This is a genomic window from Imperialibacter sp. (assembly GCF_040222815.1).
GTDB lineage: Bacteria > Bacteroidota > Bacteroidia > Cytophagales > Cyclobacteriaceae > Imperialibacter.
In genome coordinates, this window is the sequence record NZ_JAVKCH010000022.1 from 565,741 (window position 1) to 590,391 (window position 24,651).

The 24,651-nt window shown below is 45.7% G+C and carries 22 protein-coding genes; 10 read left to right on the plus strand and 12 right to left on the minus strand.

Annotation, left to right across the window (positions count from 1 at the left end):
* Positions 1 to 52 precede the first annotated feature (52 nt).
* Positions 53 to 2,176, plus strand: a complete 2,124-nt coding sequence (ppk1, locus tag RIF36_RS12190; protein WP_350127336.1) for a polyphosphate kinase 1 — start codon at positions 53 to 55, stop codon at positions 2,174 to 2,176.
* Position 2,177: 1 nt separating this feature from the next.
* On the opposite strand, the gene RIF36_RS12195 is transcribed toward ppk1, so the two are convergent.
* The 3 genes from RIF36_RS12195 to RIF36_RS12205 all read right to left on the minus strand — a co-directional run bounded on the left by RIF36_RS12195 (position 2,178) and on the right by RIF36_RS12205 (position 4,537).
* Positions 2,178 to 2,591 carry a PPC domain-containing DNA-binding protein gene (locus RIF36_RS12195; protein ID WP_350127334.1) on the minus strand — a complete coding sequence of 138 codons (414 nt, stop codon included), beginning with the start codon at positions 2,589 to 2,591 and terminating at the stop codon, positions 2,178 to 2,180.
* The gene (locus RIF36_RS12200; protein ID WP_350149354.1) at positions 2,588 to 3,073 is read right to left on the minus strand and encodes a hypothetical protein; all 486 of its coding nucleotides are present in this window, start codon (positions 3,071 to 3,073) and stop codon (positions 2,588 to 2,590) included. The genes RIF36_RS12195 and RIF36_RS12200 overlap by 4 nt, the downstream gene beginning before the upstream one ends.
* Before the next feature lie 237 nt (positions 3,074 to 3,310).
* Entirely contained in the window at positions 3,311 to 4,537 is a 1,227-nt protein-coding gene (locus RIF36_RS12205; protein WP_152000903.1) for an MFS transporter, read from the minus strand.
* 121 nt (positions 4,538 to 4,658) lie between these two features.
* Here RIF36_RS12205 and RIF36_RS12210 point away from each other — a divergent pair, with 121 nt between their 5' ends.
* Positions 4,659 to 4,994, plus strand: coding sequence for a hypothetical protein (locus RIF36_RS12210; protein WP_350123657.1), 336 nt, complete (start codon positions 4,659 to 4,661; stop codon positions 4,992 to 4,994).
* A 13-nt stretch (positions 4,995 to 5,007) separates the two neighbouring features.
* A complete protein-coding gene (locus tag RIF36_RS12215) occupies positions 5,008 to 5,796 on the plus strand; it encodes an XRE family transcriptional regulator (RefSeq protein ID WP_152000901.1) in 789 nt (262 codons plus the stop codon).
* Here the strand turns inward: RIF36_RS12215 and RIF36_RS12220 are convergent.
* Positions 5,777 to 6,535, minus strand: coding sequence for a hypothetical protein (locus tag RIF36_RS12220; protein ID WP_350123660.1), 759 nt, complete (start codon positions 6,533 to 6,535; stop codon positions 5,777 to 5,779). The two genes, RIF36_RS12215 and RIF36_RS12220, sit on opposite strands and share 20 nt — an antisense overlap.
* A gap of 9 nt (positions 6,536 to 6,544) precedes the next feature.
* Complete coding sequence (locus RIF36_RS12225; protein ID WP_350123663.1) at positions 6,545 to 7,621, minus strand: AMP-binding protein; 1,077 nt, start codon at positions 7,619 to 7,621, stop codon at positions 6,545 to 6,547.
* Positions 7,622 to 7,734: 113 nt separating this feature from the next.
* Here RIF36_RS12225 and RIF36_RS12230 point away from each other — a divergent pair, with 113 nt between their 5' ends.
* From RIF36_RS12230 to RIF36_RS12240, 3 genes are all read left to right on the plus strand, one after another.
* Positions 7,735 to 8,286, plus strand: a complete 552-nt coding sequence (locus RIF36_RS12230; RefSeq protein WP_350123666.1) for an RNA polymerase sigma-70 factor — start codon at positions 7,735 to 7,737, stop codon at positions 8,284 to 8,286.
* A 92-nt stretch (positions 8,287 to 8,378) separates the two neighbouring features.
* On the plus strand, positions 8,379 to 9,818 hold the full coding sequence (locus tag RIF36_RS12235; RefSeq protein ID WP_350123669.1) for a carboxypeptidase-like regulatory domain-containing protein: 1,440 nt from the start codon (positions 8,379 to 8,381) through the stop codon (positions 9,816 to 9,818).
* A 95-nt stretch (positions 9,819 to 9,913) separates the two neighbouring features.
* Positions 9,914 to 10,918 carry a FecR family protein gene (locus RIF36_RS12240; RefSeq protein ID WP_350123671.1) on the plus strand — a complete coding sequence of 335 codons (1,005 nt, stop codon included), beginning with the start codon at positions 9,914 to 9,916 and terminating at the stop codon, positions 10,916 to 10,918.
* Between the two features lie 50 nt (positions 10,919 to 10,968).
* Here RIF36_RS12240 and menB read toward each other — a convergent pair whose 3' ends face one another.
* Genes menB through RIF36_RS12255 form a run of 3 tightly spaced genes read right to left on the minus strand, consistent with a single transcriptional unit; the run spans position 10,969 to position 14,695 of the window.
* Entirely contained in the window at positions 10,969 to 11,793 is an 825-nt protein-coding gene (gene menB, locus RIF36_RS12245) for a 1,4-dihydroxy-2-naphthoyl-CoA synthase (RefSeq protein WP_317491317.1), read from the minus strand.
* 1 nt (position 11,794) lies between these two features.
* Positions 11,795 to 13,480 (minus strand): 2-succinyl-5-enolpyruvyl-6-hydroxy-3-cyclohexene-1-carboxylic-acid synthase, encoded by a 1,686-nt coding sequence (gene menD, locus RIF36_RS12250; RefSeq protein WP_350123674.1) that lies wholly within the window; start codon positions 13,478 to 13,480, stop codon positions 11,795 to 11,797.
* A 9-nt stretch (positions 13,481 to 13,489) separates the two neighbouring features.
* A complete protein-coding gene (locus tag RIF36_RS12255) occupies positions 13,490 to 14,695 on the minus strand; it encodes a chorismate-binding protein (RefSeq protein ID WP_350123677.1) in 1,206 nt (401 codons plus the stop codon).
* A gap of 139 nt (positions 14,696 to 14,834) precedes the next feature.
* Here RIF36_RS12255 and RIF36_RS12260 point away from each other — a divergent pair, with 139 nt between their 5' ends.
* Entirely contained in the window at positions 14,835 to 15,458 is a 624-nt protein-coding gene (locus RIF36_RS12260) for a histidine phosphatase family protein (protein ID WP_350074671.1), read from the plus strand.
* On the opposite strand, the gene RIF36_RS12265 is transcribed toward RIF36_RS12260, so the two are convergent.
* From RIF36_RS12265 to RIF36_RS12275, 3 genes are read right to left on the minus strand one after another with little or no spacing between them, the layout of a single operon-like run.
* Positions 15,450 to 17,006, minus strand: coding sequence for a tetratricopeptide repeat protein (locus RIF36_RS12265; RefSeq protein WP_350123680.1), 1,557 nt, complete (start codon positions 17,004 to 17,006; stop codon positions 15,450 to 15,452). The two genes, RIF36_RS12260 and RIF36_RS12265, sit on opposite strands and share 9 nt — an antisense overlap.
* Positions 16,948 to 17,721 carry a zinc ribbon domain-containing protein gene (locus RIF36_RS12270; protein ID WP_152000890.1) on the minus strand — a complete coding sequence of 258 codons (774 nt, stop codon included), beginning with the start codon at positions 17,719 to 17,721 and terminating at the stop codon, positions 16,948 to 16,950. The genes RIF36_RS12265 and RIF36_RS12270 overlap by 59 nt, the downstream gene beginning before the upstream one ends.
* Positions 17,722 to 17,727: 6 nt before the next feature.
* Complete coding sequence (locus RIF36_RS12275) at positions 17,728 to 18,837, minus strand: Nif3-like dinuclear metal center hexameric protein (protein ID WP_350123683.1); 1,110 nt, start codon at positions 18,835 to 18,837, stop codon at positions 17,728 to 17,730.
* Positions 18,838 to 18,891: 54 nt separating this feature from the next.
* On the opposite strand from RIF36_RS12275, the gene lpxK reads away from it, so the two are divergent.
* The 3 genes from lpxK to RIF36_RS12290 are packed head-to-tail and all read left to right on the plus strand — an operon-like array spanning position 18,892 to position 22,418.
* The gene (gene lpxK / locus RIF36_RS12280) at positions 18,892 to 19,953 is read left to right on the plus strand and encodes a tetraacyldisaccharide 4'-kinase (protein WP_350123685.1); all 1,062 of its coding nucleotides are present in this window, start codon (positions 18,892 to 18,894) and stop codon (positions 19,951 to 19,953) included.
* On the plus strand, positions 19,950 to 21,803 hold the full coding sequence (locus tag RIF36_RS12285) for a putative porin (protein WP_350123688.1): 1,854 nt from the start codon (positions 19,950 to 19,952) through the stop codon (positions 21,801 to 21,803). The genes lpxK and RIF36_RS12285 overlap by 4 nt, the downstream gene beginning before the upstream one ends.
* A 12-nt stretch (positions 21,804 to 21,815) precedes the next feature.
* Positions 21,816 to 22,418, plus strand: coding sequence for a MiaE family protein (locus tag RIF36_RS12290; protein ID WP_350123690.1), 603 nt, complete (start codon positions 21,816 to 21,818; stop codon positions 22,416 to 22,418).
* Positions 22,419 to 22,499: 81 nt separating this feature from the next.
* Here RIF36_RS12290 and RIF36_RS12295 read toward each other — a convergent pair whose 3' ends face one another.
* Entirely contained in the window at positions 22,500 to 24,641 is a 2,142-nt protein-coding gene (locus RIF36_RS12295) for a xanthine dehydrogenase family protein molybdopterin-binding subunit (RefSeq protein ID WP_350123693.1), read from the minus strand.
* Positions 24,642 to 24,651: the final 10 nt, after the last annotated feature.

A 24,651-nucleotide genomic window follows, 5' to 3' on the forward strand; every position in this document is an offset into this window, starting at 1 on the left:
ATTTAGGGTTCGACATTGTCGAACCCTTTTTTGTTTACAAATATATACTTACATGAGCGACCTGATCCTTAAAGACCGCTATTCAACGCAAATAGACAATAGTCAATACATTAGCCGGGATTTGAGCTGGCTGAAGTTTAATCATCGGGTGCTTGATCAGGCCAAAAAGGAGGGAAGACCCTTGCTAGATAGGCTGAAGTTCCTTGCCATTACGGCTTCCAATGCTGATGAATTTTTTATGATCAGAATGGGGTCGCTCTATAACTACCTTGACTATGGCAAGGAAAGGGTTGACCTCTCCGGGCTAAAGGCAATTCCGTTCAAACGCAGGCTTCTGAGTGAGTTCAAGATATTTACCAAAGAGCAGACCGACTATTTTGTTGAGCACCTTTTACCAGAGCTCCCAAAGAATGGGATAAAGATTACCCAGGTAGAAAGCCTACAGAAAAAGGAGCAGGAAAGAGTGAGAAACTACTTTCAAAAAGTGGTACACCCCATGCTCACTCCAATGGTATTTGACTCCTTTCACACGTTTCCTATCCTGGTCAACAACGTGCTTATTTTCGGCGTGGTAACCAGGAGCAGGGAAGAGCATGAGGAGAAAAGGAAGATGTCTTTTATTCAGATCCCCACCAACCTACCCAGGTTTTATGAGATCGAGCGAAACGACACTTTTTATTTCGTGCCGATAGAAGACATTGTTAGAACATATATCGACTCATTTTTCAAGAACGTCGAAATTATTTCTGAGACTTTGTTCCGGGTAACAAGAAATGGTGATTTTACTTTGGAGGAGTCGGAAGACCTGGAAGCCAACTTTATAGATGAGCTCAAGAGTAAACTGAGGACAAGAAAGACCGGACGAGTGGTCCGGATTGAGGTGGAAGACAAGTACGATAAGTGGCTCATAAAGCAGCTCAAGCTGAGATGGGAACTGGACGAAGAAAACGTCATCACCGTGCACAAACCTGGTTTGATGGATTACACAGGCCTCTGGCAGATTGTTAAGCATTCAGAGTTCTCCCATCTTTGCACGCCTATTCCTGCTCCGGTTCAGCCGGTCAGTATTAGTCAGGATGCTGACGAAAACATCTTTAAGATACTGAAGCGCAGGGATATCATGCTTCATCACCCTTACAATTCGTTTGAGCCGCTGATGAACCTGCTTGAAAAGGCAGCAGAGGATCCCCATGTTTTGTCAATCAAGCTTACCATTTACCGGTTGGCCAAAAATAGCCGGATTATAGAAGCTCTGTTAAATGCTGCTGAAAACGGGAAGCACGTTTCGGTGCTTTTTGAGGTGAAGGCCCGATTTGACGAAGAGAACAACATGCGGGAGGCCAAGCGGCTGCAAAAGGCTGGGTGCTTTGTCATCTACGGCGTTGGGTTACTCAAGACCCATACAAAGCTGATGCTGATCGTGCGCAAGGAGGGCGAGAAGGTTACCCGCTATGTTCACCTCGCCAGCGGCAACTACAATGAGGCAACTGCAAGACTATATACTGATGTAGGTATCCTAAGCACCAACGAGGTGTACGCCAGCGATGTGTCGGAGTTCTTTAACGCAATCACCGGACATTCTTATCCTGAGAAATACGAGAACCTGATCACAGCACCCAGGGAAATGAGAAACTCATTGATCGAACTCATTCTCAATGAAGCGAAGAATGCCACCTCAGGGTTACCCAGTGGCATAGTTATCAAAATCAATTCGTTGCAAGACATCGATGTCATCAATGCGCTTTACCAGGCTTCGCAGGCTGGTGTTCAGATTAAGCTTACAGTGAGAGGTATTTGTTGTCTTCGCCCTGGCAGAGCCGGACTGAGTGAGAATATCACAGTAGGCTCGATTGTGGGTGAGTACCTGGAGCATTCACGTATCTTCTACTTCCACAACAATGGGGAGCCAAAAGTGTACGCCGGAAGCGCCGACATCATGGTAAGGAGTTTTGATCGCCGCCTGGAATCACTTTTTCTGATTAATGACCCGTTCCTTAAGAAGCAGGCAATCAATATTTTGAAATTCAACCAGAAGGATAACTACAACAAATATGTGATGCAGGAAGATGGCAGCTATGAAGCGGTGCAGCCCGGAGAAAATGAACCGATCTTCAACATCCATAAAGAGTTTTACCGGGTAACGAGGGACATGATTGAGAATGCCAGCCTTTTTTAGGTCAGCTTTTCTTTTCTACATTGAGTTCAAGGTAGCCGGTACCGGCATCGGGGAGTCGCCTGAAAACGACTCCTTCGAGCTCTGCCAAAACAATTTCAGCGGTCGTGTAAATTTCGCAGCCGTCCATCAGGTGGCCGCCGGTGGTTTTCCCATCGCCATCCGACAAGGAGATGTGCAAATGAATGCCATGCCGGGAGAGCGTGCCCGTCAGCGATACTATTTCGTATTTGCCTTCGGTAATTGTGGCTGCATTGCTATTGGCATACCGTATCGCTGCTTTTTTAAGGCTTCCAACACAGGTAGTGATTGCGGCAGCATCAATCGCATGTGTTTGAGCCCAGGCCGCAAGCGATTCTCTAAGCTTTTGCCCGGGCACCAACCTTATCGTGTGAAAGGAAGCCGACCTGGCCTTCATATGGTATTGTCTTGAATGATAGTCTGAAGTTGCTCGTTATACTCGTTTAGTCGGGAGAGCAGTCTTTCTTTCGATTTGTCGCTGTCCAGCTCTATTTTTTGACCATCGTCAAACTTGATGTACGCCTGGCAGCTCTGCGACTGGAAATCAAATTTTGCTCCGCTCCGGCTCACCATCCTTTCTGACTCCAATATTTTGTTGATGAAAATCTTCTCGATGCCAGTATAGTTCTTCCAGGTACCGCTTTGAAACCAAAGCAGCGATACGAATTCTTTGTATTGCTTTTGAGAGGTGTCAAGAGACAGCCCATATCTGGCAGTAAGCATAAGTGCTCCTAAAAAAACAGAAGCAGAAGAAACCAGAAAGCCAAACAGGTTGATGTGTTGTGTGAAAAATATAATGGCAAAGATTAAAGCAAGAATGCCAAAGAACCTGAATTGCTTTGGCAGCACATATTCGTGCATGATATTGATAGGCTCCATGGCACTAAATTTTCTTTGGATAGATGAAATAGTCATAGGGAATACCATACCCAACGGAAATGAATAAGTGGATCGAAAAGCTAAATATTCATTCTCATTGGTAAAAGCTATTCCATCGCACCGGCGAACCGGTGGCCGCTGAGAAATAAACTATATACACATGAAATTACGATTCAATGGATAACAAAAAAAGCCACCTCGTTGGAAGTGGCTTTTATAAATTCGGTTTTGACTTTGTTAGTGTGCGGCCTCAACGGCAGGCTTCTTGCCTTTCTGCCAGAAGAAGAAGATGGTGAATGCCACTATCAGGATGCCTGGGAAGAATAACATGGTAGTCAACGTCTCTTGTCCTGCAGCTAATTCCAGTGCATCTCCGGTAAGTCCCTGCGACAGCGCTTCAGCTCTGGCATCGTCAATCCATCCGCCAATAATTGGCTGCCAGATAGAAGTAGAAAACATACCCACACCACCGACGATAGACATACCGAGAGCACCACTAAGGGGAGCTCTTTGCGCAACGGCTCCAACCATAACTGGCCAGAAGTAGCAAACGCCAATGGCAAATATAACGGCTGCAGCGTAGGCCATAGGGCCGGTAACTGTGCTGAATAGATAGATTCCAATGAAAGTAAAAATAGCTCCTCCGAGTAAAACACCAGTTTGGCCGAGAGCTTTAACAACCGGACCGGCGAAGAATCGGCCTACTGCCATTACACCTGTGGTTAACGCCAATAGTACCATTCCGCTAACACCACTGCTATTGAGTACAATGTTTACCCACTGCTGAGGGCCAAATTCTGAAATGGCTGTAAAGGCCATGAATACAAAGAGGAAAATGTAAACTGGTGAGATCATCGCCTTGAAGTTTTCAGCCAATGAAGACTGACCTTCTATCTTAGGCTTAGGGAATGTTTGTCCCCAGAACAAATAGGCATACACAAGGGTAGGGATGATAAGCACCCAAATTTGAGACTGCCAGGTCATGCCTGCGTCGGTCATGAACTTTGAAATAAGGCTACCAATCACAATGCCACCAGGGAACCACATATGGAACCTGTTTAGCATTTTATTCATGGTTGTACCCGAATAAGAGTCAGCAATCATCGGGTTACACGCTGCTTCAGTACAGCCGTTACCAAAGCCAATGAAAAGTGTCGAGATGATCAGGGTCCAGTAACCACCTGCATAGATGGTGAGCAGAATACCTATGGCATGTGACAAGAGGGCCACCTGCATGATAACTTTAGGGCCTACTGAGTAGTAAACCAGCCCACCAATGATCATGGAGATGGGAAAGCCCAAAAACCACATTGAATTGATGAAGCCAAGTTGTTCGGCAGTCAGGTTGAATTCCTGGCCCAGCTGGGGCAAAATTCCAGCCCGAATCGAAAAGGTGAAGGCAGTAGTGATCAGCGCAAAGCAACTGCCATAAAATAGCCTGTTCTTGTTATCTGTTTCAGACATGTGTAGTGTAGTTTAAGTGGTTCATAGAATTCCCTGAAATTATCATTATTTAAATTTTTTTAATATCCCTTTCACGTAAAAATACTTTTTACTAAATTTATTGTCATAAAAGCTAAATATTATGGAGTTAAGAGCTTTAATCGACAATAATGTTAGTATGAGCAGTGTCTCTTCTTATGATTCGAGCCATTTTGATGACCAATATAAGATAAAGATCACTTCGAAGAAGCTTCATTCGGGAAGATGCCAGGTTAAATTTTATGCAAGTATTGCTGATCGCAAACAACTGTATGGCTATGTGCTGGTGAATGCTGAGGAAACACTGAAGAAAGTGATGGAGAGAATCCGTATGCGGCTTGATCGGATGAATACCAGTGATTCATTTCACCACATTAATTTGTACAGCATCGGCAAAAAGGATGCTGACGATCTTAACTTTATTATTTTTGACGCCTGATAACGCTATTGACATGGTTAATATAAACGAGAACATACGGTTTTTGAGAAAGCAGAAAGGGCTGACACAAGAACAGTTTGCTGAGAAAGTAGGTATCAAGCGGTCTGTGGTAGGAGCGTACGAGGAGGGGAGGGCATCGCCACCACTTGAAACGTTGCTTAAGATGGCTGAGCTTTTTCAAATCACAGCGGACGATTTTATCAGCAAAAACCTGAGTAAGGGAGAGACGGCATCGCCAATTGGAACTGGTGGAAGTTCACCACAGTTCAAGGTGTTGTCCATTACTGTGGACAAAGATGACAATGAGAACATAGAACTCGTGCCACAAAAAGCTTCTGCCGGCTATCTGAATGGATTTGCTGATCCGGAGTATATCGAAGAACTGCCACGTTTTCAATTGCCGGTGCTTCCAAAAAATGCTACTTACAGGGCATTTGAGATTAGCGGTGATTCCATGTTGCCCCTTGAAAGCGGCACGATTATCATAGGCCAATACCTGGAGAGTTCCGATCACATAAAGAATGGGAAAACCTATGTGCTTGTAACTAGCAAAGAGGGCGTTGTATACAAAAGGGTATTTAATTACCTGAAGGACAACGGCAAGCTATACCTGGTGTCCGACAATGCCGTTTACACACCTTATGAAATTCAGGGAAGTGATGTGCTGGAGATTTGGGAGGCGAAGGCTTTTATTAGCTTCAAGTTTCCTGATGATGGAAAGTCATCAGAGCTGAGCCTGGAAAAGCTTACCCAAATAGTATTGGAGTTACAACAGGAAGTTGTTAAGCTGAAGGACCGGTAATAAGGTCTTCAAATGAGGCTTCCAATTTGCTGAGCCACTCTTTCTTTTTGCTGATATGGAGGTTGGTCTTTGACAGGTTAAACCATTGACCACCCCCAATATTCAGGAAGGTATCTCCCTTGGTATTATAGTTTGGTTGCACGTCCTCTGGATAGTATTCGGCGATGTAAATTTGCTTTAACACCTTTCCAAGCTTTTCCCAGGGGATTTTTTTATTGACAACCAATCCACCAAGCCGCTCTTCAATGAAGGCCTCTCTTTTTTCAAACGACCCCTTCAATGAAAGCTTTCTTTCGCCCTTCACAAAGTCCATCTCAAGTGGCTTTTCAACCTTAGCAGTTTCAATACAGGCTTGCTGCAACTCCTGAAGCCAATACTCCCAGCTGCCTGTGTTGGCGGGGTATTTTGCCTCATCTCCCGCAAGGGTCACTTTTATTTTGCACCGGCTCAACTTGTCAGCCTTGCCACTCCAGGTAGTTTTTTTGATTAGGTCTTCCAACGACTCGTTCCACACACCAGGAAGTGAGCCCGACCAGTTGATGTCATCATCTCCGGTGAATCCTTCGTTTAGTATTTCATCTTCCTCAAGCGCTTCTCTGTCTGTATATGTGAGGCTAAAAGAAATAGCTACACTGTCGGAGGGCACTAGCTCTGCATGAATATGAAAAGAATATGGAGCAGGAATGTTCTGTGTGAAATAGTCAATGGAGATCGTGTTGGTCATGTAGTTGCGCTTCAAAGTGCAAATTTAAGATAAAACTGATTCAACTGTTTTCAATTTATCGACTTTGCCCGACGATGTTTTTATAAAGTGCTCCAAAAAGTAAATGTGCTTTGGGGCATGATAGGGCGGGAGGGCAGCCCTTAGGCTTTCGATTAAGCCACTAATTTCTATGCTTTGAGCTGATTCAATACAGAGAATCAACCTTTGTCCCAATTTTTCGTCTGGCATTCCGGAAGTGAAGAACTGTGCACCAGGAAACATGGTTTCGAGTTCGGGGGCGATGAGTTTGTCCACTTCTTCAGGGAATATTTTAACGCCCCCTGAATTCACGACGTTGTCGTAGCGGCCTTTCCAAATGAAGGTGGTAGCGCTTGTTAGCTCCACAATGTCGTTGGTGGTCACGGGTTGGTTGCCCGTCACCTCCCCACTAACTACAAGGCATTCACGCTCGTCAGTTGATATTTCAATGCCGGGCAGCAGTGTAAACTCATCCGGGGTGTCTTCATGATTTAGTTTCCTCAAAGCTACGTGCGAGATAGTCTCTGTCATGCCATAAGTATGGTACACTGGCGGAGCAATCGATTTTAACTTGGGTAGATAGCTTAGCTGAACAGGCGCTCCCCCAATGAGGATGGCACTGGCTTTGTCCAGCATTTCTGGACTGTTGTCGAGTGAACTGTACAATTGAAGGGGAACCAACGACATTAAGCCCAAAGAAGGCAGCGCCTCAAGGTGATTCATTAATTGTGTTGTTGGGCTAATGATCTGCAAGGGCAGGTCATGGATAAGCGCTCGCACCAGTTGCATTTTTCCTCCTATATATCGGGCATCTATGCAAACCGTGACCGGCGTTCCCGGTGCAATCTTCAGAAAATTTATAGTTGCCTTGGCGCTGGCAATCATCTGGTTTCTGGTCACTTGAATTTCCTTTGGAATGCCAGTGGATCCAGATGTGTGGAGGGTGAAACTATTTGCGCCTGACAGCCATTGTTTGATGAATAGGAGAATTCCCTGTTCGTAGTTGTCGAATGTACTCAGGTTGTTAGCTGACGTCAAATCAACATTTTTGTCGTTTAACCAGATGGTGCTATTGTAGGTCAATCAGTGGACAGTATTTAATGTTAATGATCAAATGAGGGCAAATAATAGATTTGTTGGACTGAATTTATATTTTTGATTTTCCATCAAATATAAGTTGATAACAATACTAGAACTTGGCAGAGTCTGATTTTTTACTGGTTGAGCGGTTACGCAATAAGGAAGAAGGGGCATTTGAGATTGTTTTCAACTCGTTCTACTCGATTCTTTGCAGCTATGCTAACAAATACCTGAATGACCCGGAGTCGGCAGAGGAAATTGTGCAGGATGTATTTGTTAAGTTTTGGGAGAAGTGTGAGTCACTGGCGCCCGACTCATCAGTTAAATCTTACTTGTTCAGGTCAGTACACAACACTTGCCTTAATCACCTGAAGCATTTGAAGGTAAGGGATGCCTATAAGCAATATGTTGTCAACTACCTCGAAAAAGAATCAACCTACGCCTATGGGATTCACGAAGAGCCGGATTTGGAACAGAAAATTGAGTTGGCAATAAGCTCGCTGCCCCCACAATGTCAGCGAATTTTTAGAATGAGCAGGTTTGACGGGCTGAAGTACCAGGAAATAGCCGACCATATTGGTATTTCCGTGAAGACCGTTGAAGTGCAGATGGGTAAGGCACTTAGACTGCTGCGTGAAAAGCTGAAAGATTTTTTGAAAGACAATTGACAGTTGTTTTTTTGAATTAGCCCGCCAAATTTCAGAACTTAGGAAGCTATTGATACATAGCTTGATCCACTGCTAATGAACCGCATGCACATATGAAATCGCATAGATTTCATTTTTTGTTTTCAATACTGCTGTTAGGCTATTGCTGTACTGTGAGTGCGCAAAGTCAGAAGTCTGTGTTGGACAGGGTAATTGACGTTCAGGTATGGGAGGTAAATCTGGACTCAGCAATTATCAGGGTGTCAGAGGTCTCGGGCATTTTTTTCTCTTACAACGCTGATATAGTTCCAGTCAAACAGAAGTTCACATTAGCTGAGTCCAATAAGTCAGTCAAGTATGTGCTGAGCAAGCTTCTTACCGGCACGGGCCTGGAATACAAGCTCATCGGCGATCAGGTCATTATATTCAAGCCTCAGGTAACTGTTGAGGAGGCCAAGTTTAAGGAGCATGTGATGCTTTTTGGTACGGTAACCGACGACGCCACCGGCCTTCCTATTGAAGGGGTGAATGTTTTTGTTGCAAAGTCAATGTTGGGAGACGGCACTGATCAGAATGGCTTTTTTAGTATTGACCATCTGCCTTTGGGTACCTATGAGGTCACTTTTTCACATGTGGCCTATCAGCTGGGAGTAAAGAAAATCAACATTCAGGATACTACAGACATTGCGCTGCGGATAGCTTTGATTTCGAAGCTGGGTCAACTTGAAAGCATTGAGGTTATCTCCACCAGAGACAAAAGCTGGGAGAGGCACTTGCGAGCTTTTCAAACAGCCTTTCTGGGCTCTACACCTAATGCTTCCCGCTGTGTGATAACAAACGACCATGTGCTGGACTTTCAATACTACGGAAACGACGACCTGCTCATAGGCTACGCCAGTGAGCCATTGATCATAGAGAACTGGGCCCTGGGTTATAGGATTTACTATGTGCTGGAGTTGTTTGAGCAACGGGGAGGAACGACGAGGTATGTAGGAAAATCCCGGTTTGAAGAGCTGACCCCTTCTGACGAGGGAGAGCTAAAGCGGTGGAACAAGAACCGTTTGCGAGCCTACCGTGGTTCGCTAGAACACTTTATCCGATCCCTAACGGCTAACAGGTTGCGAAAAGAAGGGTTTCTTGTTTATAAAGTATACGATTTGCCGACTTCCGATCCTGTGCCATTTTACGAGGTTACTATCAATAGCATACTGAAAAATGGATCACATTCATATGAGAAAAAGTTGTCGTTTAAGGACTACCTCCAGGTAATGTACCTTCGGGAAACAGAGCCAATGTCGTACCTTGAGGAAAAGCAGAAGCTTCTTAGTAATAACCTGGCCTCACCGGCAGGACTTAATTACAGGATGGCTGGAGAGTCAGGAGGAAGCAGGCAGGTGTCCTACTTGCAGTTGAACATTCCAACGGTGTCGGTAGATAGACGAGGCTTTATTTACGACCCATTGGCCGTTACAACTTTGGGGTACTGGTCATGGGAAAGGTTGGCGGAGAGTCTGCCGATTGAATATGAGCCCGAAACCCGACCTCGCAAATAAGTTTTCTGTGTATCTTTGCACCTTTGTTGTATTATTGAATAAGGGTCGGGTAAGCAGATAGTGTTACAAGACTAGATATTTCTAATAGGTCGAAAATGATAGAATTGTTGGCTAAATACCTCTCAGGTAATGCCAGTTTAGAAGAGCAGCAGCAAGTTGAAGAATGGAGAAACGAAAATCAAGAGGAGTTTCTTTCGTTCTCAGAAGCATGGTCTGCTACCGATGTAAAGTCCTTTGATGTTGAGAAGGCAAGGGGCTCCGTTATGGGGAGAATTTCCACCCAAAAGAATTTTGCTCAGGTAAGAGAGCCAGCTAGCGGCTTCTCCGGGAAGATATGGGCTGTAGCAGCATCTATTGTTGTGCTGCTGGGTATAGGATACTTTCTTTTTGTAGGTAGCGGTGCTAACACCAGTGACGAAATAACCGTTGACGGATGGGTGGTAGTAGAAACCGATGCTGGTGAGTCTAAGGATGTTAAGCTGTCTGATGGGTCTGTGGTTGCTATGAGCGAGATGTCACGGCTTAGTTACCCCACTCAATTTGCAGATGAAAGAAGAGTGGTATTCAATGGGAAGGCATTTTTTGACATAACGCCTGATCCTGACCATGCTTTCAAAGTGGAAACTGTAGAGGCGCTGGTAACTGTTGTAGGTACATCGTTTCAGGTGAAGACCGAAAGTGAAGCGAAGTATTCGGAGGTGATTGTTGAAACTGGCGTAGTGAGCCTGACTAAGAAACCACAGCCTAATGTAGCCGAGAGGCCGGTAAAGGTCGAACTGTTTCCGGGCGAAACAGGTGTGGTTAGAAGGGAAGGCCAGGGCGTGTCGAAGTCGAAGAACATGAACCAAAACTACCTGGCATGGAAGACCAATAAGATGGTGTTTAAGCAGACAAGCATGAAGGAGGTAGTGAATACGCTCAACGAAGTTTACAAAGCTGATATCAGGCTGGCAAATAAGGATATTGGTGATTGCCGATTGACTGCTACTTTTGATGGTAAACCGATCAACGAGGTGATGGAAGTAATCAGCCAGACGTTTTCTTTTGAAGTGACTGGTTCTAAAAGCAAATATGAAATAGACGGAAAAGCCTGTAGATAGGCTTTGTTTAGTAGAGAATAAAAAAGGGTGCGAACGCACCCTTTTTTCGTTTATGGAAACTTTGGAAATTTTTTGAAGTCAGGTGCTCTCTTTTCGAGAAAGGCATTTTTTCCTTCCTGGGCTTCCTCAGTAAAATAATAGAGCAAAGTTGCATTGCCTGCCAGTTCCTGAATACCAGCCTGCCCATCCAGTTCAGCGTTGAGACCCATTTTGATCATTCTCAAAGCCATAGGACTGCGCTGCATCATGATCCTGCACCACTCCACTGTAGTTTCCTCCAGCTGATCCAGCGGCACAACTTTGTTGACCATGCCCATGTCTTCAGCTTCTTTGGCGCTGTATTGCTGACAAAGAAACCAGATTTCACGGGCCTTCTTTTGCCCTACATGGCGAGCCAGGTAGCTCGAACCAAAGCCAGCATCGAAACTTCCCACTTTGGGGCCTGTTTGCCCGAAAATGGCATTTTCTGAAGCAATCGTTAAGTCGCACACCACGTGAAGCACATGGCCGCCACCAATGGCGAAGCCATTGACCATAGCTACCACAGGCTTAGGCAGTGACCGTATTTTCTTTTGCAGGTCAAGCACATTCAGTCGGGGGACGCCATCCTTGCCCACATATCCGCCAATGCCTTTGACATTTTGATCGCCGCCGCTACAAAACGCTTTGTCGCCTTCTCCGGTAAGCACAACCACGTAAACGTCCGGGTCTTCCCGGCAGTAGTCCATCGCCTCCGACATTTCATTGACAGTCTGAGGCCTGAATGCGTTGCGCACCTCTGGCCGATTGATGGTTATTTTGGCTATTCCTTCCAGGAATTCGAAGCGAATGTCTTCGTACTCCTTTATCGTTTGCCATTCAAATTTTGATGCCATATCAGGTGTTTATATAAGATTTGAAATGATTAAAGAACAACTGATTATTTGTCTTGTCTGTTTCTACTTCAAAGATAGCCCGATTTTCATCTTCCATAAATGAGATCAGCTGGCTATTGAAATCTTGCTCGCCGACACTTTTGAAGTAGCTAAAACCAAATTCTTCTGCCATTCTTATTGCAGTCCTCGGTTGTTGCGTTTCAAAAAGCTCTTCAAGTTCTGGCTGCTGGGCCGGGCCAGGGATGAGCCGGAAAATCCCACCCCCATGGTTGTTAAGCAACAAGATTTTGAAATTGGCCGGCAGGTAGTTGTGCCAAAAGGCGTTGATATCATAGAAGAAAGACACGTCCCCTGTAATTAGATAATTGGGGACGGCAGAGGTAAGGGTAATGCCAACAGCCGTGCTGGAGCTGCCGTCTATGCCGCTGGTCCCTCTGTTTGCATGCACCGAAATGTTGTTTTGTTGTGAACTGAGGCCTACAAAATTGGCATATCTCACGGCCATGCTATTGGCAAGGTGCAATTTAGCTTCTCCCGAAGTGCTTTTGATGAACCTATATACCGCCTGAAATTCGTTGAAAGGTTGGTTAGCAAAAATGCTGTTGAAATTCTCCTTTACTTTCTCGTCAAAGCTTCGCCAGCTTTCTATGAACTCAGGAGATTTTGGCGCAATATCCGAGTCAACAAGATATTTGAAGAAGTTAGGCGGACTCATCCTGACAATTCTTGTCAATGATTGCATCGGATCTGGAATGTCGCCAGCCTGGGCAATATGCCAGTGGGCGCTGGCCCGGTGCTGCCTGAGAAACAGTTTGAGGTTCTTGCTGATCACCGACTGCCCTAAAGTGACCAGAAGGTCAGGCTTTAAACTAGCAGGGGCTTTTGGTAAAAAGGCATCCGAATGCCTGATAGTACCTGCAAAGCCATGCAAGTTGGCAATGATGTCGGCCACGACAGGGATATTGAGCTTGAGCGATACAATCGAAAGAGCGTCGATAAGCGACTTGTCGGGTTTGTGCTGCCCAACGACAATAACAATTTTAGCATATTGACTCAGTTCTTCTGAGAGCCGCAAAAGTGTGTCTTTGCCTGGAGAGCTTTCAAACGCAGGTTCGTCGATGAGCTTAATTGCCTTATCAAAGACCAGTTTTTCACCTTTTTCCGGGTAGAAAGGCTCCCTCAAGGGTACATTAATATGCACCGGGCCATTCGCGAGCGACCTGGAACAGTTGATGGCCTCGTTCACCAACCGATGTGAGAACCATAAGGCATCCTTATGTTCGAAACTGTCGGGAAAGCTGAAAGACTTTTTTATATGAGGCTCAAATATTGCCTTCTGATTGATTGTTTGGCCATCCCATTGTTCAAGCCATTCTGGTGGCCGGTCGGCTGTTAATACCAGCAAGGGGATGTTTCGGTAGTAAGCCTCAGTGACTGCCGGGGCATAATTGAGAACGGCAGTACCTGATGTGCAAATAAGTATTGTCGGAGTTTCTGTCCGCTCAGCCATGCCCAATGCAATAAAGGCTGCTGCCCTTTCATCGGGAATTGTGTAGATGTTGAAGTCACCGTGCCTATTGAAGGCCAGTGTAAGTGGTGCACAACGAGATCCCGGCGAAAGCACCACATTGCGTAGTCCTTTCAAGTAACAAATACTGGCTATATCGTTAATTGCTTTGATTACCATTTTTGCTGGCTAGAACAGGCACATCAGCGTTTGGAGTTTCAGTTCGGTTTCTTCAAATTCTTTCTCTGCTATCGAATCTTCGGTAACTCCAGCTCCCGCAAATAACCTGGCCCTATCTGAAAGTAGTTTCATGGATCGCAAGTTAACATAAAGCTGGGTGCTGCCTTGCATATTTACGGGACCCAGATAGCCCGTGTAAAATTCCCTGTCGAAGCCTTCAAACTCCTTAAGGAATTGCAACGATGGCTCCAGTGGCATGCCACAAACTGCCGAGGTGGGGTGGAGTAAATCCAGCATCACGCTACCTAACTGCGGGAAATTGACGGCCTCCATGTCCACGTAGAACTCTGTTTTCAGGTGGGCCAGATTACCTGCCTTCACAGACTTGGGGCCCTTTTCTTCATACTCCCTTAATCGTATTTTTTTAAAGCAGTTGATAATGTACCGGCAAACCAAGGCTTGTTCTTCAATTTCCTTTTGGGTCCAGGCTACCTGGGAAAGATCGCCTGACTCGGGAATTTTTTGAGTGCCGGCTAAAGCCACACTCTTGAACCACCTGCCATCTACTATGCTGAGCAAAAGCTCCGGAGTCGCTCCCATCCATATGCCAACACCGGGAATGCCGAAAACATAGACGAAGGCGTTGGGGTATAGCTGGTGAAGCCTTTCAAAGGCGGATATAAAGTCCCAGCCTGTTGGGTAGTAAACCTCGGAAAATCGGGAAGGCACCACTTTATGAAATACTTCCGCTTTTATGTTTTCCTTTGCTTTGTTTACAATGTCGATAAACTGGGCCTTTTCACTATTGACAGAATTGTCCGTGGTTGGGAAGTACGATTCGAGTGATGCTGGGTCTAGCGGTTCAGATGAATCCTTGATAAATGAGTCAGTGTGCTCATTAATTACACCAACAGCCGGGTTTGCCTGGAAACAGGAATTATTGTCGGTGGGGATAAATACTAGGTCTGCATTGATTTTGATGTTTTTTTTTCTCCCCTCGTTCAGGAAGGGGCTTACAACAAAACCAGGGCTTGCCTCCTCTAAATCTCCTTTGTCGGTTGATGGCTGTTCGCCGAGGTCAACAATGCCGTGGAGCTGAGACTGGCCTTGCTTTTTCCAAAAAGCGAACGATTTCTTTCCATTAATGGCTCCCGAAATGATCTCCTTGATGTGAAGCTCTCTGATCTCTGTTTCCGTACTGCTCTTCTCCTTCAAAAAAGTGGTCGTTTATGAATGGTGTCGAAATTTAGCACTGAATGAATTACCCGCAAAACAGCCTGTTGAATTAAAATGTTTATAGGGGGACATATTTATTCTTTACTCGTAGTTTTGTGGCTCATTTGACAACTAGAGCGTGAAGCAGTTATACATCGTTAGGCATGGGGAAACCCAGTTTAACAGGGAAAAGAAGGTACAGGGGCGAGGAGTGAATGCGCCGCTGAACCAAACAGGACAGGAGCAAGCCAGGGCGTTTTTCAATCATTACAAAGATGAAAAGTTCAATAAGGTATACGTGTCTTCGTTGATTCGTACCTATCAGTCAGTGGAATCATTTATTAATCAGGGTATACCCCACGAGAAACTTGAAGGACTGGATGAGATTAGCTGGGGGAATAAAGAGGGACTTGCCTTTGAACCAGACATCCATAGTCATTACCTGACCACACTTGAGGCATGGCAACGAGGTGAGCTGGATCAGCGGATAGATGGGGGAGAGTCGCCGATTGAGGTCATGGAAAGGCAGAAGATGGCTATGAATTATATTCTAAGCAAATCAGACGAAGAAAAAGTGCTGATATGTATGCACGGAAGAGCTATTCGAATTCTTGTTTGCTGGATGCTTGGTTATCCACTTCAGCTAATGGAGAGCTTTGGCCATTCAAACCTTGGTTTGTACGTTTTCAACTACACCGGAGGGCAGCTTTCAATGGTCACATCCAACGATGTCAGCCACCTGGAAGGTGTTGAACTAATCTGAAGTCAGCCGGGCTAGCTCCCTTTCGGCGCTCGAATCGATGCTGGCTTTGTATGGATGGTTATCGAATGCCATTGCCTGTTCAAAATACCCTTTTGCTTCTTTGGCTTTTCCAGCGCCCTTCATAATAAGCCCAAGCTGTAAAGCAGCATTAGCACCCATGTACCACGGCTGCCGTTCGGAGAGCTTCAAAGCCTGTTGGTAATGAGGGATAGCTTCAAAATTTTCTCCTTGCAAATGATAGAGCCTCGCCAAGCGATAATAGTATTCACATAGCCACTTTCCATCAAGTTCCGATGGTTTTGCAACAGACAGTTGTCGATGAGCTTCTTCCCAATAACCTCCGTCAGTTAAAAGTCTGGCCTTTAGGAGCGGGATCGGATATTGGTTCATTTCTGTTAGAAATACATCCGCATTTCTGTCTGGTTCAGTGGTGCTTCGCTGCATTTTCGCAGCCTTTTCGCTCCAGCTATTTGCACTGGGTGTGTCGTTTTCCAGGTAATAGGAGGCCGCTATTTTGCTCATTGCATCTTTCTTGAAGCTCTCGCCATTACACGATTGGATGAACATGGCGTAGTACTCCCGGGCTTTTGCCACATCCATTTTTTCAAGATACAGGTCGCCAAAAAGGTAATAGACTGGAGCGAGTTTTTTTTGTTGACCTGCTGGTATTTTCGATAAGATGGCCAGTGCCTGTTCACCCTTGTGCGCTTTGTTGAGAGAAGTGGCCAGCATAAATTGGGCAAGGGTGCTGTTGGGCTGCTTTTCCAGGGCTTGCAAAAACAGGGCAGTTGCTTTTGCTGGCTCATGGAGTGGGTAGGCATAGAAGTATCCAAGGATGATGAGGGCCTCGTCAGCCAACGGACTGTTGCTGGATGAAAGCCTAGTGAGTTGTTCAATTCCCCTGGCGATATCGCCCTGAAGACCAATCAATCGGATGGCCCATTCGTACTTTTCGGGCGTGAGACCAATGAGGATGTTGATGACACCAGATGACTTTAAGAACGGGAGGATTTTGTCATCACGGTTTTGAAGCTCATCTATTTGGTTGTGGGCCTGCATCAAACTGTACAGCCCCGACAAGTAGTCCTCAAATTTGATTTTAAATAGCGCCTCCTGCAATTTCATGTCTGCCAAATAGAAGGCTTTTCCTGCATCACCGTCCGATAGTTCCTCAATCCATGTTCTTCTCTGATGGAGATTTCTAAGGTAGTTTTCGTAGAAGCTGTCGTCCTCAGTGTAGATCATCTGAAGAAAGTCGCTGAGGTTAAGGAGGTAAGCTTTTTCCGGAGAATTAGGGAGTGTTGTCAGGAGGGTTTTGGCCTCAGAAAGCCTGTATTGTAGAATTAGTTTGTGGGCTTCCACCACGGAGGGCTCCCAGCCAAGCTCGGTTTGCATGGCGGAAGTGTGAAAAAATGAGAGGAGGGCAAACAAAAACAGGCGAACCTTGAGGCTCACCTGCTTATATGGGATACAAACGAATGTCAAGAAATTACTTTCTCGTCCGTTTTGTTGTTTTACCTTTTGTGTCTTCTTCTTCAATCTCGTCATCAACTCCTGCTAATATACGACCGCAGTGTTCACATACGATGAGTTTTTTCTTCTCTCTGATGTCAGCTTGTCTTTGAGGAGGAACAATATTGAAACACCCGCCACAAGCGCCTCTGCGTACAGGAACAACAGCTAAGCCATTTACGGCATTAGCCCTTGTCTTGTCGTAAGACTTCAACAATCGCTCTTCAATTTTAGCTGCCGCTGCTTCACGCTTTTTGCTGAGGGCTTTTTCGTCGTCTTCGCTTTCTTTCACGATGACGTCAAGCTCCTTTTTCTTGCTTTCAAGGTCTTTGCTGCGTTCGCTAAGAACATCCTTCGTTCCTTGAATTTCTTCTTTCTTGGTATCGATCTTTACGTAAGCCTCTTTGATCCTTTTTTCAAGAATTTGTATTTCAAGCTGCTGTAATTCAATCTCCTTAGTGATTGCGTCGTACTCACGATTGTTGCGGACATTCATTTGCTGCTCACCGTACTTTTTGATGAGTTTTTCTGCGTCCTTAATTGCGGTCTTGTTATCTGAAATAGAGCCTTCCAGTTCTTCCAGATCCTGGTTGAACTTCTGAACCCTGGTCTCATAACCGGCAATTTCATCCTCAAGGTCCATCACTTCTTCTGGAAGTGCTCCCCTGATTTTTTTTATTTCGTCGAGGTTTGAATCAATTTCTTGGAGGTTGCTGAGCGATTCTAATTTTTGTGCTACGGTGCTTTCCATTCAGTTCTATAAGTAATATCTGACGGGGTTTGTGTTTGCTTTAGACAAACGGAGTGCAATATTAGTGAATTTTTGTTTTAATTTCCTATGAAGCAGGTTTTTTGTAGAAACCTCACTTTCATAGTGTCCAATATCTGCCACGAGTACCTTGCCTTCGGCGTCGAAATACTCGTGATATTTGAAATCGGACGTCACAAATGCGTCGGCTGATTGTTTTTTGGCACTTTCCAATAAGAAGCTTCCAGCCCCACCGCAAACTGCTACGGTATGTATTTTCTTGGCAACCGGCGTGTACTTTATTACCTGGAGGTCAAATTTTTGCTTAAGGTGACCCAGAAAATCTTCCGGCTCCGTAGGTTCCGGCAGAGTGCCAATCATTCCCGATCCAACTTCCTGGTTTTGGTTTTGCAACGAAGAGAGATAATAAGCTACCTCTTCATAGGGATGTGCCGTTTGGAGTGTGCTTATGATCACCTGACTCAAATACGATGGGAAGATTAACTCCAAACGGTCTTCATGTACTAGCTCAAGCTGATGAGCGGTGCCAATGTGGGGAACCGCCCTATCATTTGGTTGAAAGCTGCCTGTGCCGGCTACCCGGAAACTACAGTGGTCATAGTTTCCGATTTGTCCGGCGCCTGCTTCGTGCAAAGCTGCCAAAACTTCTTCGGTATTGTCTTTTGGGCAAAAGGTGACAATTTTTGAAAGAATCCCTGATTTGGGTGCCAGTATCCTGAGATTCTCTAGTCCTATGATGTTGGCGATTTCAGCGTTGACACCATCTAGTACGTTATCAAGATTTGTGTGGATGGCGTAAATAGCAACGTCGTGTTGGATAGCCTTGATCACTGTTCGCTCCACGTAGTTGCTTCCGGTGAGTGTCTTAAGTCCCTTGAAGACAATAGGATGATGGGCGACAATGAGATTACACCCGGTAGCGATGGCTTCGTCAACAATTTCTTCTGTGGCATCCAGGGAGATCAGCACTCCCGTGACCCGATTAGAAGAGTTTCCAACTATCAAACCAGCGTTGTCGTAGCTCTCCTGATACGCCCCCGGAGCCAGAGTCTCCAGGTATGAAGTAATTTCTTTGATCGTTATTTCTTCTTTGCTCATTCGCTTCTCCTTATCGCAAGTATACTATCTTTAGGCCCACAATACAATTGACTAATGCAACTACTTAGGGTTCTTCTTGCGGCACCATTTTCCTTTGCCTGGCTATGCATTACGAATATCAGAAATACTTTGTATGACCTGGGAGTGTTAAAAAGCACTGTTTTCAGTGTTCCTGTGATTTGTGTTGGCAACCTCTCAGTGGGGGGCACGGGTAAGACACCAACTATCAATTATCTCATAGCTTACTTGTTGTCGATGGGTAAGAAAGTGGCGGTGATCAGCCGGGGGTATGGCAGAGAGACTAAAGGTTTTTTTGTGGTAGGAGAGCAGTCTACTGCTGAGTCAGTTGGCGATGAGCCACTTCTGTTTTTCAAAAGATGGGCAGGGAAAGTAGTTGTTGCTGTGGGTGAGAAAAGGGTGACGGCTATCAAAAGTATAAGGGAGAAATACCCAAAACTGGATGTGATTCTCATGGACGATGGTTTCCAGCACCGGGCTGTGCGACCAACTACTTCAATGCTTCTCACTTCATTCCAAAACCCTTTTTATCGAGACTTTATAATGCCATCTGGGTCTTTAAGAGAAGGGCGAAGGTGGGCCAGAAGAGCTGATATTATTGTAGTGACAAAATCGCCTGAGAAAATGTCTCAAGGGAAGAAGGACGAAATGAGAGCAAAGATTCAAACATACGCACAGGTAGGCACGCCTATCTTTTTTTGTTCTATACAATATGGACGGCCTGTTTCGTTTGGGAAGGAAGGTGAGTGGAATAAGAGAGTATTTTTGATCACAGGTATTGCCAACCCGGTACCATTATTGGATTATTTGAAAATTGAGGGCATTGAGGTGGTAACGCATTGGGAAAGGGCTGATCACTTTGCTTACAACGATAAGGAAATGGAAAAGATCGTTGAGCAATATCAAAAGAGCCACAATTGCGTTATCCTTACCACGGAAAAGGATTACGTGAAGATGGGCGGTCCGAAGTTTCAACACTATTTGGACAGTGCTCCATTTTTTTATATCCCTGTAGAGTTTTCCTTTTCAAAAGAAAAAGAAAACTTTGAGGCGGTAATAGCAGAGAAGGTAACTAAAAACCTGGGCAAGTCAGTTTGAAGATCATAGTAAAAATTGCTGCATTTGGATGTTTTGCACTGGGGCTGGCTCTGGGTGTTTCGCATGCACAGGTGCTGGACGATTCCACGAAAAATGTTTACTCTACCAAAACAACTTTCTGGTTCACGGAGGCTGATGTTAAAGAGCTGTCCGACTCCCTGCATGTGCTAGACACACTGCTCTACGGGCTGGAGAATTTTGATGCAGTTGACGTTTCAAACCACACACTGGTCGACCTGGGCAATAATGGTACGGCCACCAGACCTTTGTACTACCTGTTCCCATCAACCATCGGCGCCACGTTGGGTATCAATGCTTACGACCCCTACTTTATTCCCTCTTCTCAGATAAAATACTTTGATACAAAATCACCCTGGATCAAGATAAAAGCCATTGTAGGCGGCTCGGGAAGAAGTGTAGTGGACGTGGGCTACTCAAGAAACATCAATCCACAGTGGAATTTAGGGGTAGATTTTAAGTTGCTTACATCGGATAAGCAGATTGGAGCTTCTTCCAGTCGAGGTGACCGGAATGTGAATAGCACCACCTGGGATTTGTACACCAGCTATAAGTCAAAAAACGAGAGGTATCAACTGCTCTTTAACGTTGACAGGATCAAACATCAGGTGCTTGAAACGGGCGGGATCGATGTGAGCGAAGATGCTACAACTGCTGAGCTTTTTCAATACCTTGATTCTCCCATAAAGCTGACAGGAGTGAAAGCCTATGATTATAAGATCAACTTCCACCTTTTTCAGAAGTACAAAATCACCGACGAGCTTCAGGTCTACTATGTGCTCGACCAGGGAAGACACGACAACAGTTTTGAGGATCCGACACCTACAAATAACACTTCGGCTTATCCAAACATTCTGATCACCAGCGATAGCACGGCAGACCTGATTCAGATGAGGGCATTGCTTAACGAAGCTGGAGTGCTGGGAAAAATAGGCGGTTTGAGCTATAATTTTTACCTGAAGCAGAGGTATGTGACTTACAATGATCGTTTCTCGTCTCCTGTTGGCCGCCAGTCGGAGAGCTATGGAGGGGCAAAAATCAATGTAAGGCTGTTCGATATCTGGGATACGGACGCAAAGGTAGAGTACCTACAGGGTGGGCTTTTTGATATTGAAGGGAGAACCACTTTGCCATTTCTCAATTTGTGGTTACGAAGCATGAGGTACAAGCCAGGCTACCAGCAACTCTATTATTTTGGAAACCACTATAGCTGGGTCAATGACTTCGAACCACAAAGAGCTGATAGATTGGGGGGTGAGTTGAATGTTAAGTTTGGCCCTGTCACACTCAAGCCTGGGCTTAATCTGACCAGGGTGGCTAACTATGTTTACTTTGGTACAGACTCTCTTCCACATCAATCCCAATCAGCTGCCGGACAGCTGCTGGTGAATCCAAGTGCTGCGGTGGAACTTACCATTGGCAAAAGCTTTCACCTGAACCCCCAAGTGATTTACACTGCTGTTACTGGTACTGACTCAGAAATTTGGAGGATGCCTGAGTGGCATATCAATACAAGATTGTACTATGAGGGGGTGTGGTTTAATGATTATCTGCCTGTGCAACTTGGCGTTGACCTGAACTGGAAGTCGACTTACTATGGCCATGCTTACAATCCCGTCATTCAGCAGTTTTACATCCAGAATAGCTTTGCCGTCGATTCGTATTTGACAGCAGATGTATTCCTGAACTTCAAAGTGGGCAATGCACGATACTTTGCCAAGATGACGCACGCAAACCAACCCGGCAGCGCCGATGGCTATTTCATTTCGCCGTATTACCCCGGGCAGCGCCGGGTATTTGACATTGGGGTCACGTGGTATTTCTTTGACTAAATAATAGCCTCAATGGAAGCAAAGAATAAAACGACGCTTGGCCTGGAGCTGCCTACCGATCCCCGCTGGACAGATATCGCCAGTATGCAGATTGAGGACATTCTTGTTGACCACGCTTATTGCGAGCAAAAGGCAGCTTCTTCGTGCATTTCGCTCATTATGCTCTACCCGGAAAGAGAAAAGCTGTTGGAAATGTTGGTACCAGTAGTGGCGGAGGAATGGAGCCACTTTGAAAGGGTAGTAGAACAACTTAAAAAGAGGGGCTTCGGCTTGGGGAGGCAAAGGAAGGACGAGTATGTGGCAAGACTCAACGAAGTGGTGAGAAAGGGAGGTTCCCGCAACCAGCAGTTAGTAGAGAAGCTCCTCCTGAATGCTTTGATTGAAGCCAGAAGCTGCGAGAGGTTCAAACTGCTGCATAAGCATATTGCGGATGAAGAGCTGAAGAAGTTCTATTACGAGCTTATGGTGTCAGAAGCTGGCCACTATCATAATTTCATTGAGCTGGCGGAAGAATACATGCCAAAGGATTATGTGAAAGCCAGATGGAATGAGTTCTTAGAAGCTGAGGCTGCAATAATGAAATCGCTTGAGGTAAGAGGCGATAGGATGCATTGATGTTTTAAGATTCAAGGGTTATAAAACAAAAAAGGTTTAGGAGCCTCCCCCTAAACCTTTTTTGTTAATGCAGAATTGAAACTACCCAAGTTTTATCTGCTGTTGCATAAATGGCTGCTTATAGAAACGCTGTCCGGTAGCTTTGTACATAGCATTGGCCAGCGCACCTCCTGCCGGTGGCAACGATGGTTCGCCGAGACCTGTGGGGTCATTCGTGTTTTTCACAAAGTGACATTCAATAACCGGAGGCGCTTCTCCCATTCTGATCAGCCTGTAGTTGTTGAAGTTGCTTGCCTGTGGCGCACCATTCACAAAGGTCATGTCGCCATACATAGCGTGCCCGATGCCGTCGATGATACCACCTTCAATCTGATTTTTGGCGGCTATTGGGTTGATCACTATCCCGCAATCAACAGCGCAGGTTACTTTTCTGGTGCTCGGCTGGCCTTTTTTGTTGACAACCTCCGCCACCATCGCCACATAGGAGTTGTGTGAGTAATAAGCGCTAAAGCCCTTGCTCACTCCATCTTCAGTAGCCGACCAGTTGGCCTTTTCGGCAGCAAGTTTTATGGCGCCAATCATTTTCTCTGGCTCATAGTCTACCGTACCCACAGGGTCACTCTTAGCTTTTTCGAGTAAATCAAGCCTCAATTGCACAGCATCAACTCCCATTTCCTCAGCCACTTCGTCGATAAAGCTTTGTTCGGCATAAGCCAGGAAATTAGTGATGGGTGCACGCCAGGCGCCTGTGGTAATGTTGCTGTCCTGTCCATACGACTCCACCCTGTAGTTAGGAATGGATCCAGCCGGAAACCAGTTTTCACGAGTCCAGCCGTTGCCGTTGATGCCGGTGCCAACCAAATGGTAAGCCACAAGCTTGCCGTCTTTTACACCGGCTTTGAATTTGTATTTGGAAGCCGGGCGATAAATGCCCGCTGTCATGTCGTCTTCTCTTGTGTACACCAGTTTGATGGGCGTGTTGGATAGTTTTGAAATTTCGGCTACTTCCAGCACAAAATCACCATAAAGCCTGCGACCGAAACCGCCGCCCATACGGGTCATGTCGATGAAGATTTCCGTTTCGGGCCGTCCTAGTAGCTCAGACACCTGGCGTCTTGTTCTCTCGGGTGTTTGTATAGGGCCAATGAGATCAACCTTGGCTGTCGTCACATGTCCGTAGAAATTCATGGGCTCCATGGGATTGTGCGGCAGAAAAGGGCCTTCGAAAGTTTTCTCAATTACCTTATCGGCGGTTTTGAAGGCGGCGTCCACATCGCCATCGTTTCTTCTGGGCTCTCCATTTTTTGTGCCCAGCAAGGCCATCATTTGCTTGTCATGATATTCCGTGCTCTCGGCAGGTGTTTCTTGTTCCCATTCAGCTTTCAGTGCTTTTTTGCCTTTCATTGCCGCCCAGGTCGTATTGCCAAGTACGGCCACTTTGTTGCCAAATTGGATAACATCGGACACTCCAGACACTTTTCTTGTTTCGCTGTCATCGAACGACTTTAGTTTGGCACCGAAGGAAGGTGGGCGAAGTACAACCGCCACTTTCATTCCTTCTTTTTTCAAATCCATGCCATACTGTGGCTTGCCGGTAATGATTTTTTCTATGTCAACGTTTTTGGTGTCGGTGCCAATGATTTTGAAGGCAGATGGGTCTTTCAACTCCACCTCTTCAGGCACGGTTACGGATGCAGCAGCGGAGGCTATTTGTCCATAGGTGAGTGTTTCACCTTTTGCGTTTTTGATTACTCCCTCAGAAGTAGTCAGGGTTGAGGCATCTACTTGCCACTGTTTGGCAGCCGCTTCCATCAGCATCTTTCTGGCGGTAGCTCCCGCCATTCTCAGCCCTTTCCATGAACTTCTCAGCGACTGACTGCCGCCAGCCACTTGTCTCACAAACTTCTCGGTGTCGAGCGGGGCTTGCTCAACAACGACGTCTTTCCAGGCCACATCGAGCTCTTCAGCCACTATCATCGGCATCGAAGTTTTGATGTTTTGGCCTACTTCCGGGTTCGGCGACATGATGGTAACGAGGCCGTTCTCGCCTATCTTGAGATAAGCATTTACATTGAACCACTCTTTAGGCGCTCCTTTTATCGCAGTTTCAGCGCTGGGACTGCACGATACCAGCCAGTTGAAGCCTATCACTAAGCCACCACTACCAGCCGCTGACACTTTCAGAAAGGATCTTCTGTTGTATGATGTTTTTATTAAAGTCATGATTTCGGAT

What these genes read in the sequence shown, in the direction of transcription:
- RIF36_RS12265 (WP_350123680.1), bottom strand. Translation starts at nt 17,006, where the DNA reads ATGACGAGATTGAAGAAGAAGACACAAAAGGTAAAACAACAAAACGGA.
- RIF36_RS12240 (WP_350123671.1), top strand. Translation starts at nt 9,914, where the DNA reads ATGATAGAATTGTTGGCTAAATACCTCTCAGGTAATGCCAGTTTAGAA.
- RIF36_RS12270 (WP_152000890.1), bottom strand. Translation starts at nt 17,721, where the DNA reads ATGGAAAGCACCGTAGCACAAAAATTAGAATCGCTCAGCAACCTCCAA.
- RIF36_RS12210 (WP_350123657.1), top strand. Translation starts at nt 4,659, where the DNA reads ATGGAGTTAAGAGCTTTAATCGACAATAATGTTAGTATGAGCAGTGTC.
- RIF36_RS12275 (WP_350123683.1), bottom strand. Translation starts at nt 18,837, where the DNA reads ATGAGCAAAGAAGAAATAACGATCAAAGAAATTACTTCATACCTGGAG.
- RIF36_RS12200 (WP_350149354.1), bottom strand. Translation starts at nt 3,073, where the DNA reads ATGGAGCCTATCAATATCATGCACGAATATGTGCTGCCAAAGCAATTC.
- RIF36_RS12290 (WP_350123690.1), top strand. Translation starts at nt 21,816, where the DNA reads ATGGAAGCAAAGAATAAAACGACGCTTGGCCTGGAGCTGCCTACCGAT.
- lpxK (WP_350123685.1), top strand. Translation starts at nt 18,892, where the DNA reads ATGCAACTACTTAGGGTTCTTCTTGCGGCACCATTTTCCTTTGCCTGG.
- RIF36_RS12195 (WP_350127334.1), bottom strand. Translation starts at nt 2,591, where the DNA reads ATGAAGGCCAGGTCGGCTTCCTTTCACACGATAAGGTTGGTGCCCGGG.
- RIF36_RS12205 (WP_152000903.1), bottom strand. Translation starts at nt 4,537, where the DNA reads ATGTCTGAAACAGATAACAAGAACAGGCTATTTTATGGCAGTTGCTTT.
- menD (WP_350123674.1), bottom strand. Translation starts at nt 13,480, where the DNA reads ATGGTAATCAAAGCAATTAACGATATAGCCAGTATTTGTTACTTGAAA.
- RIF36_RS12235 (WP_350123669.1), top strand. Translation starts at nt 8,379, where the DNA reads ATGAAATCGCATAGATTTCATTTTTTGTTTTCAATACTGCTGTTAGGC.
- RIF36_RS12295 (WP_350123693.1), bottom strand. Translation starts at nt 24,641, where the DNA reads ATGACTTTAATAAAAACATCATACAACAGAAGATCCTTTCTGAAAGTG.
- menB (WP_317491317.1), bottom strand. Translation starts at nt 11,793, where the DNA reads ATGGCATCAAAATTTGAATGGCAAACGATAAAGGAGTACGAAGACATT.
- RIF36_RS12215 (WP_152000901.1), top strand. Translation starts at nt 5,008, where the DNA reads ATGGTTAATATAAACGAGAACATACGGTTTTTGAGAAAGCAGAAAGGG.
- ppk1 (WP_350127336.1), top strand. Translation starts at nt 53, where the DNA reads ATGAGCGACCTGATCCTTAAAGACCGCTATTCAACGCAAATAGACAAT.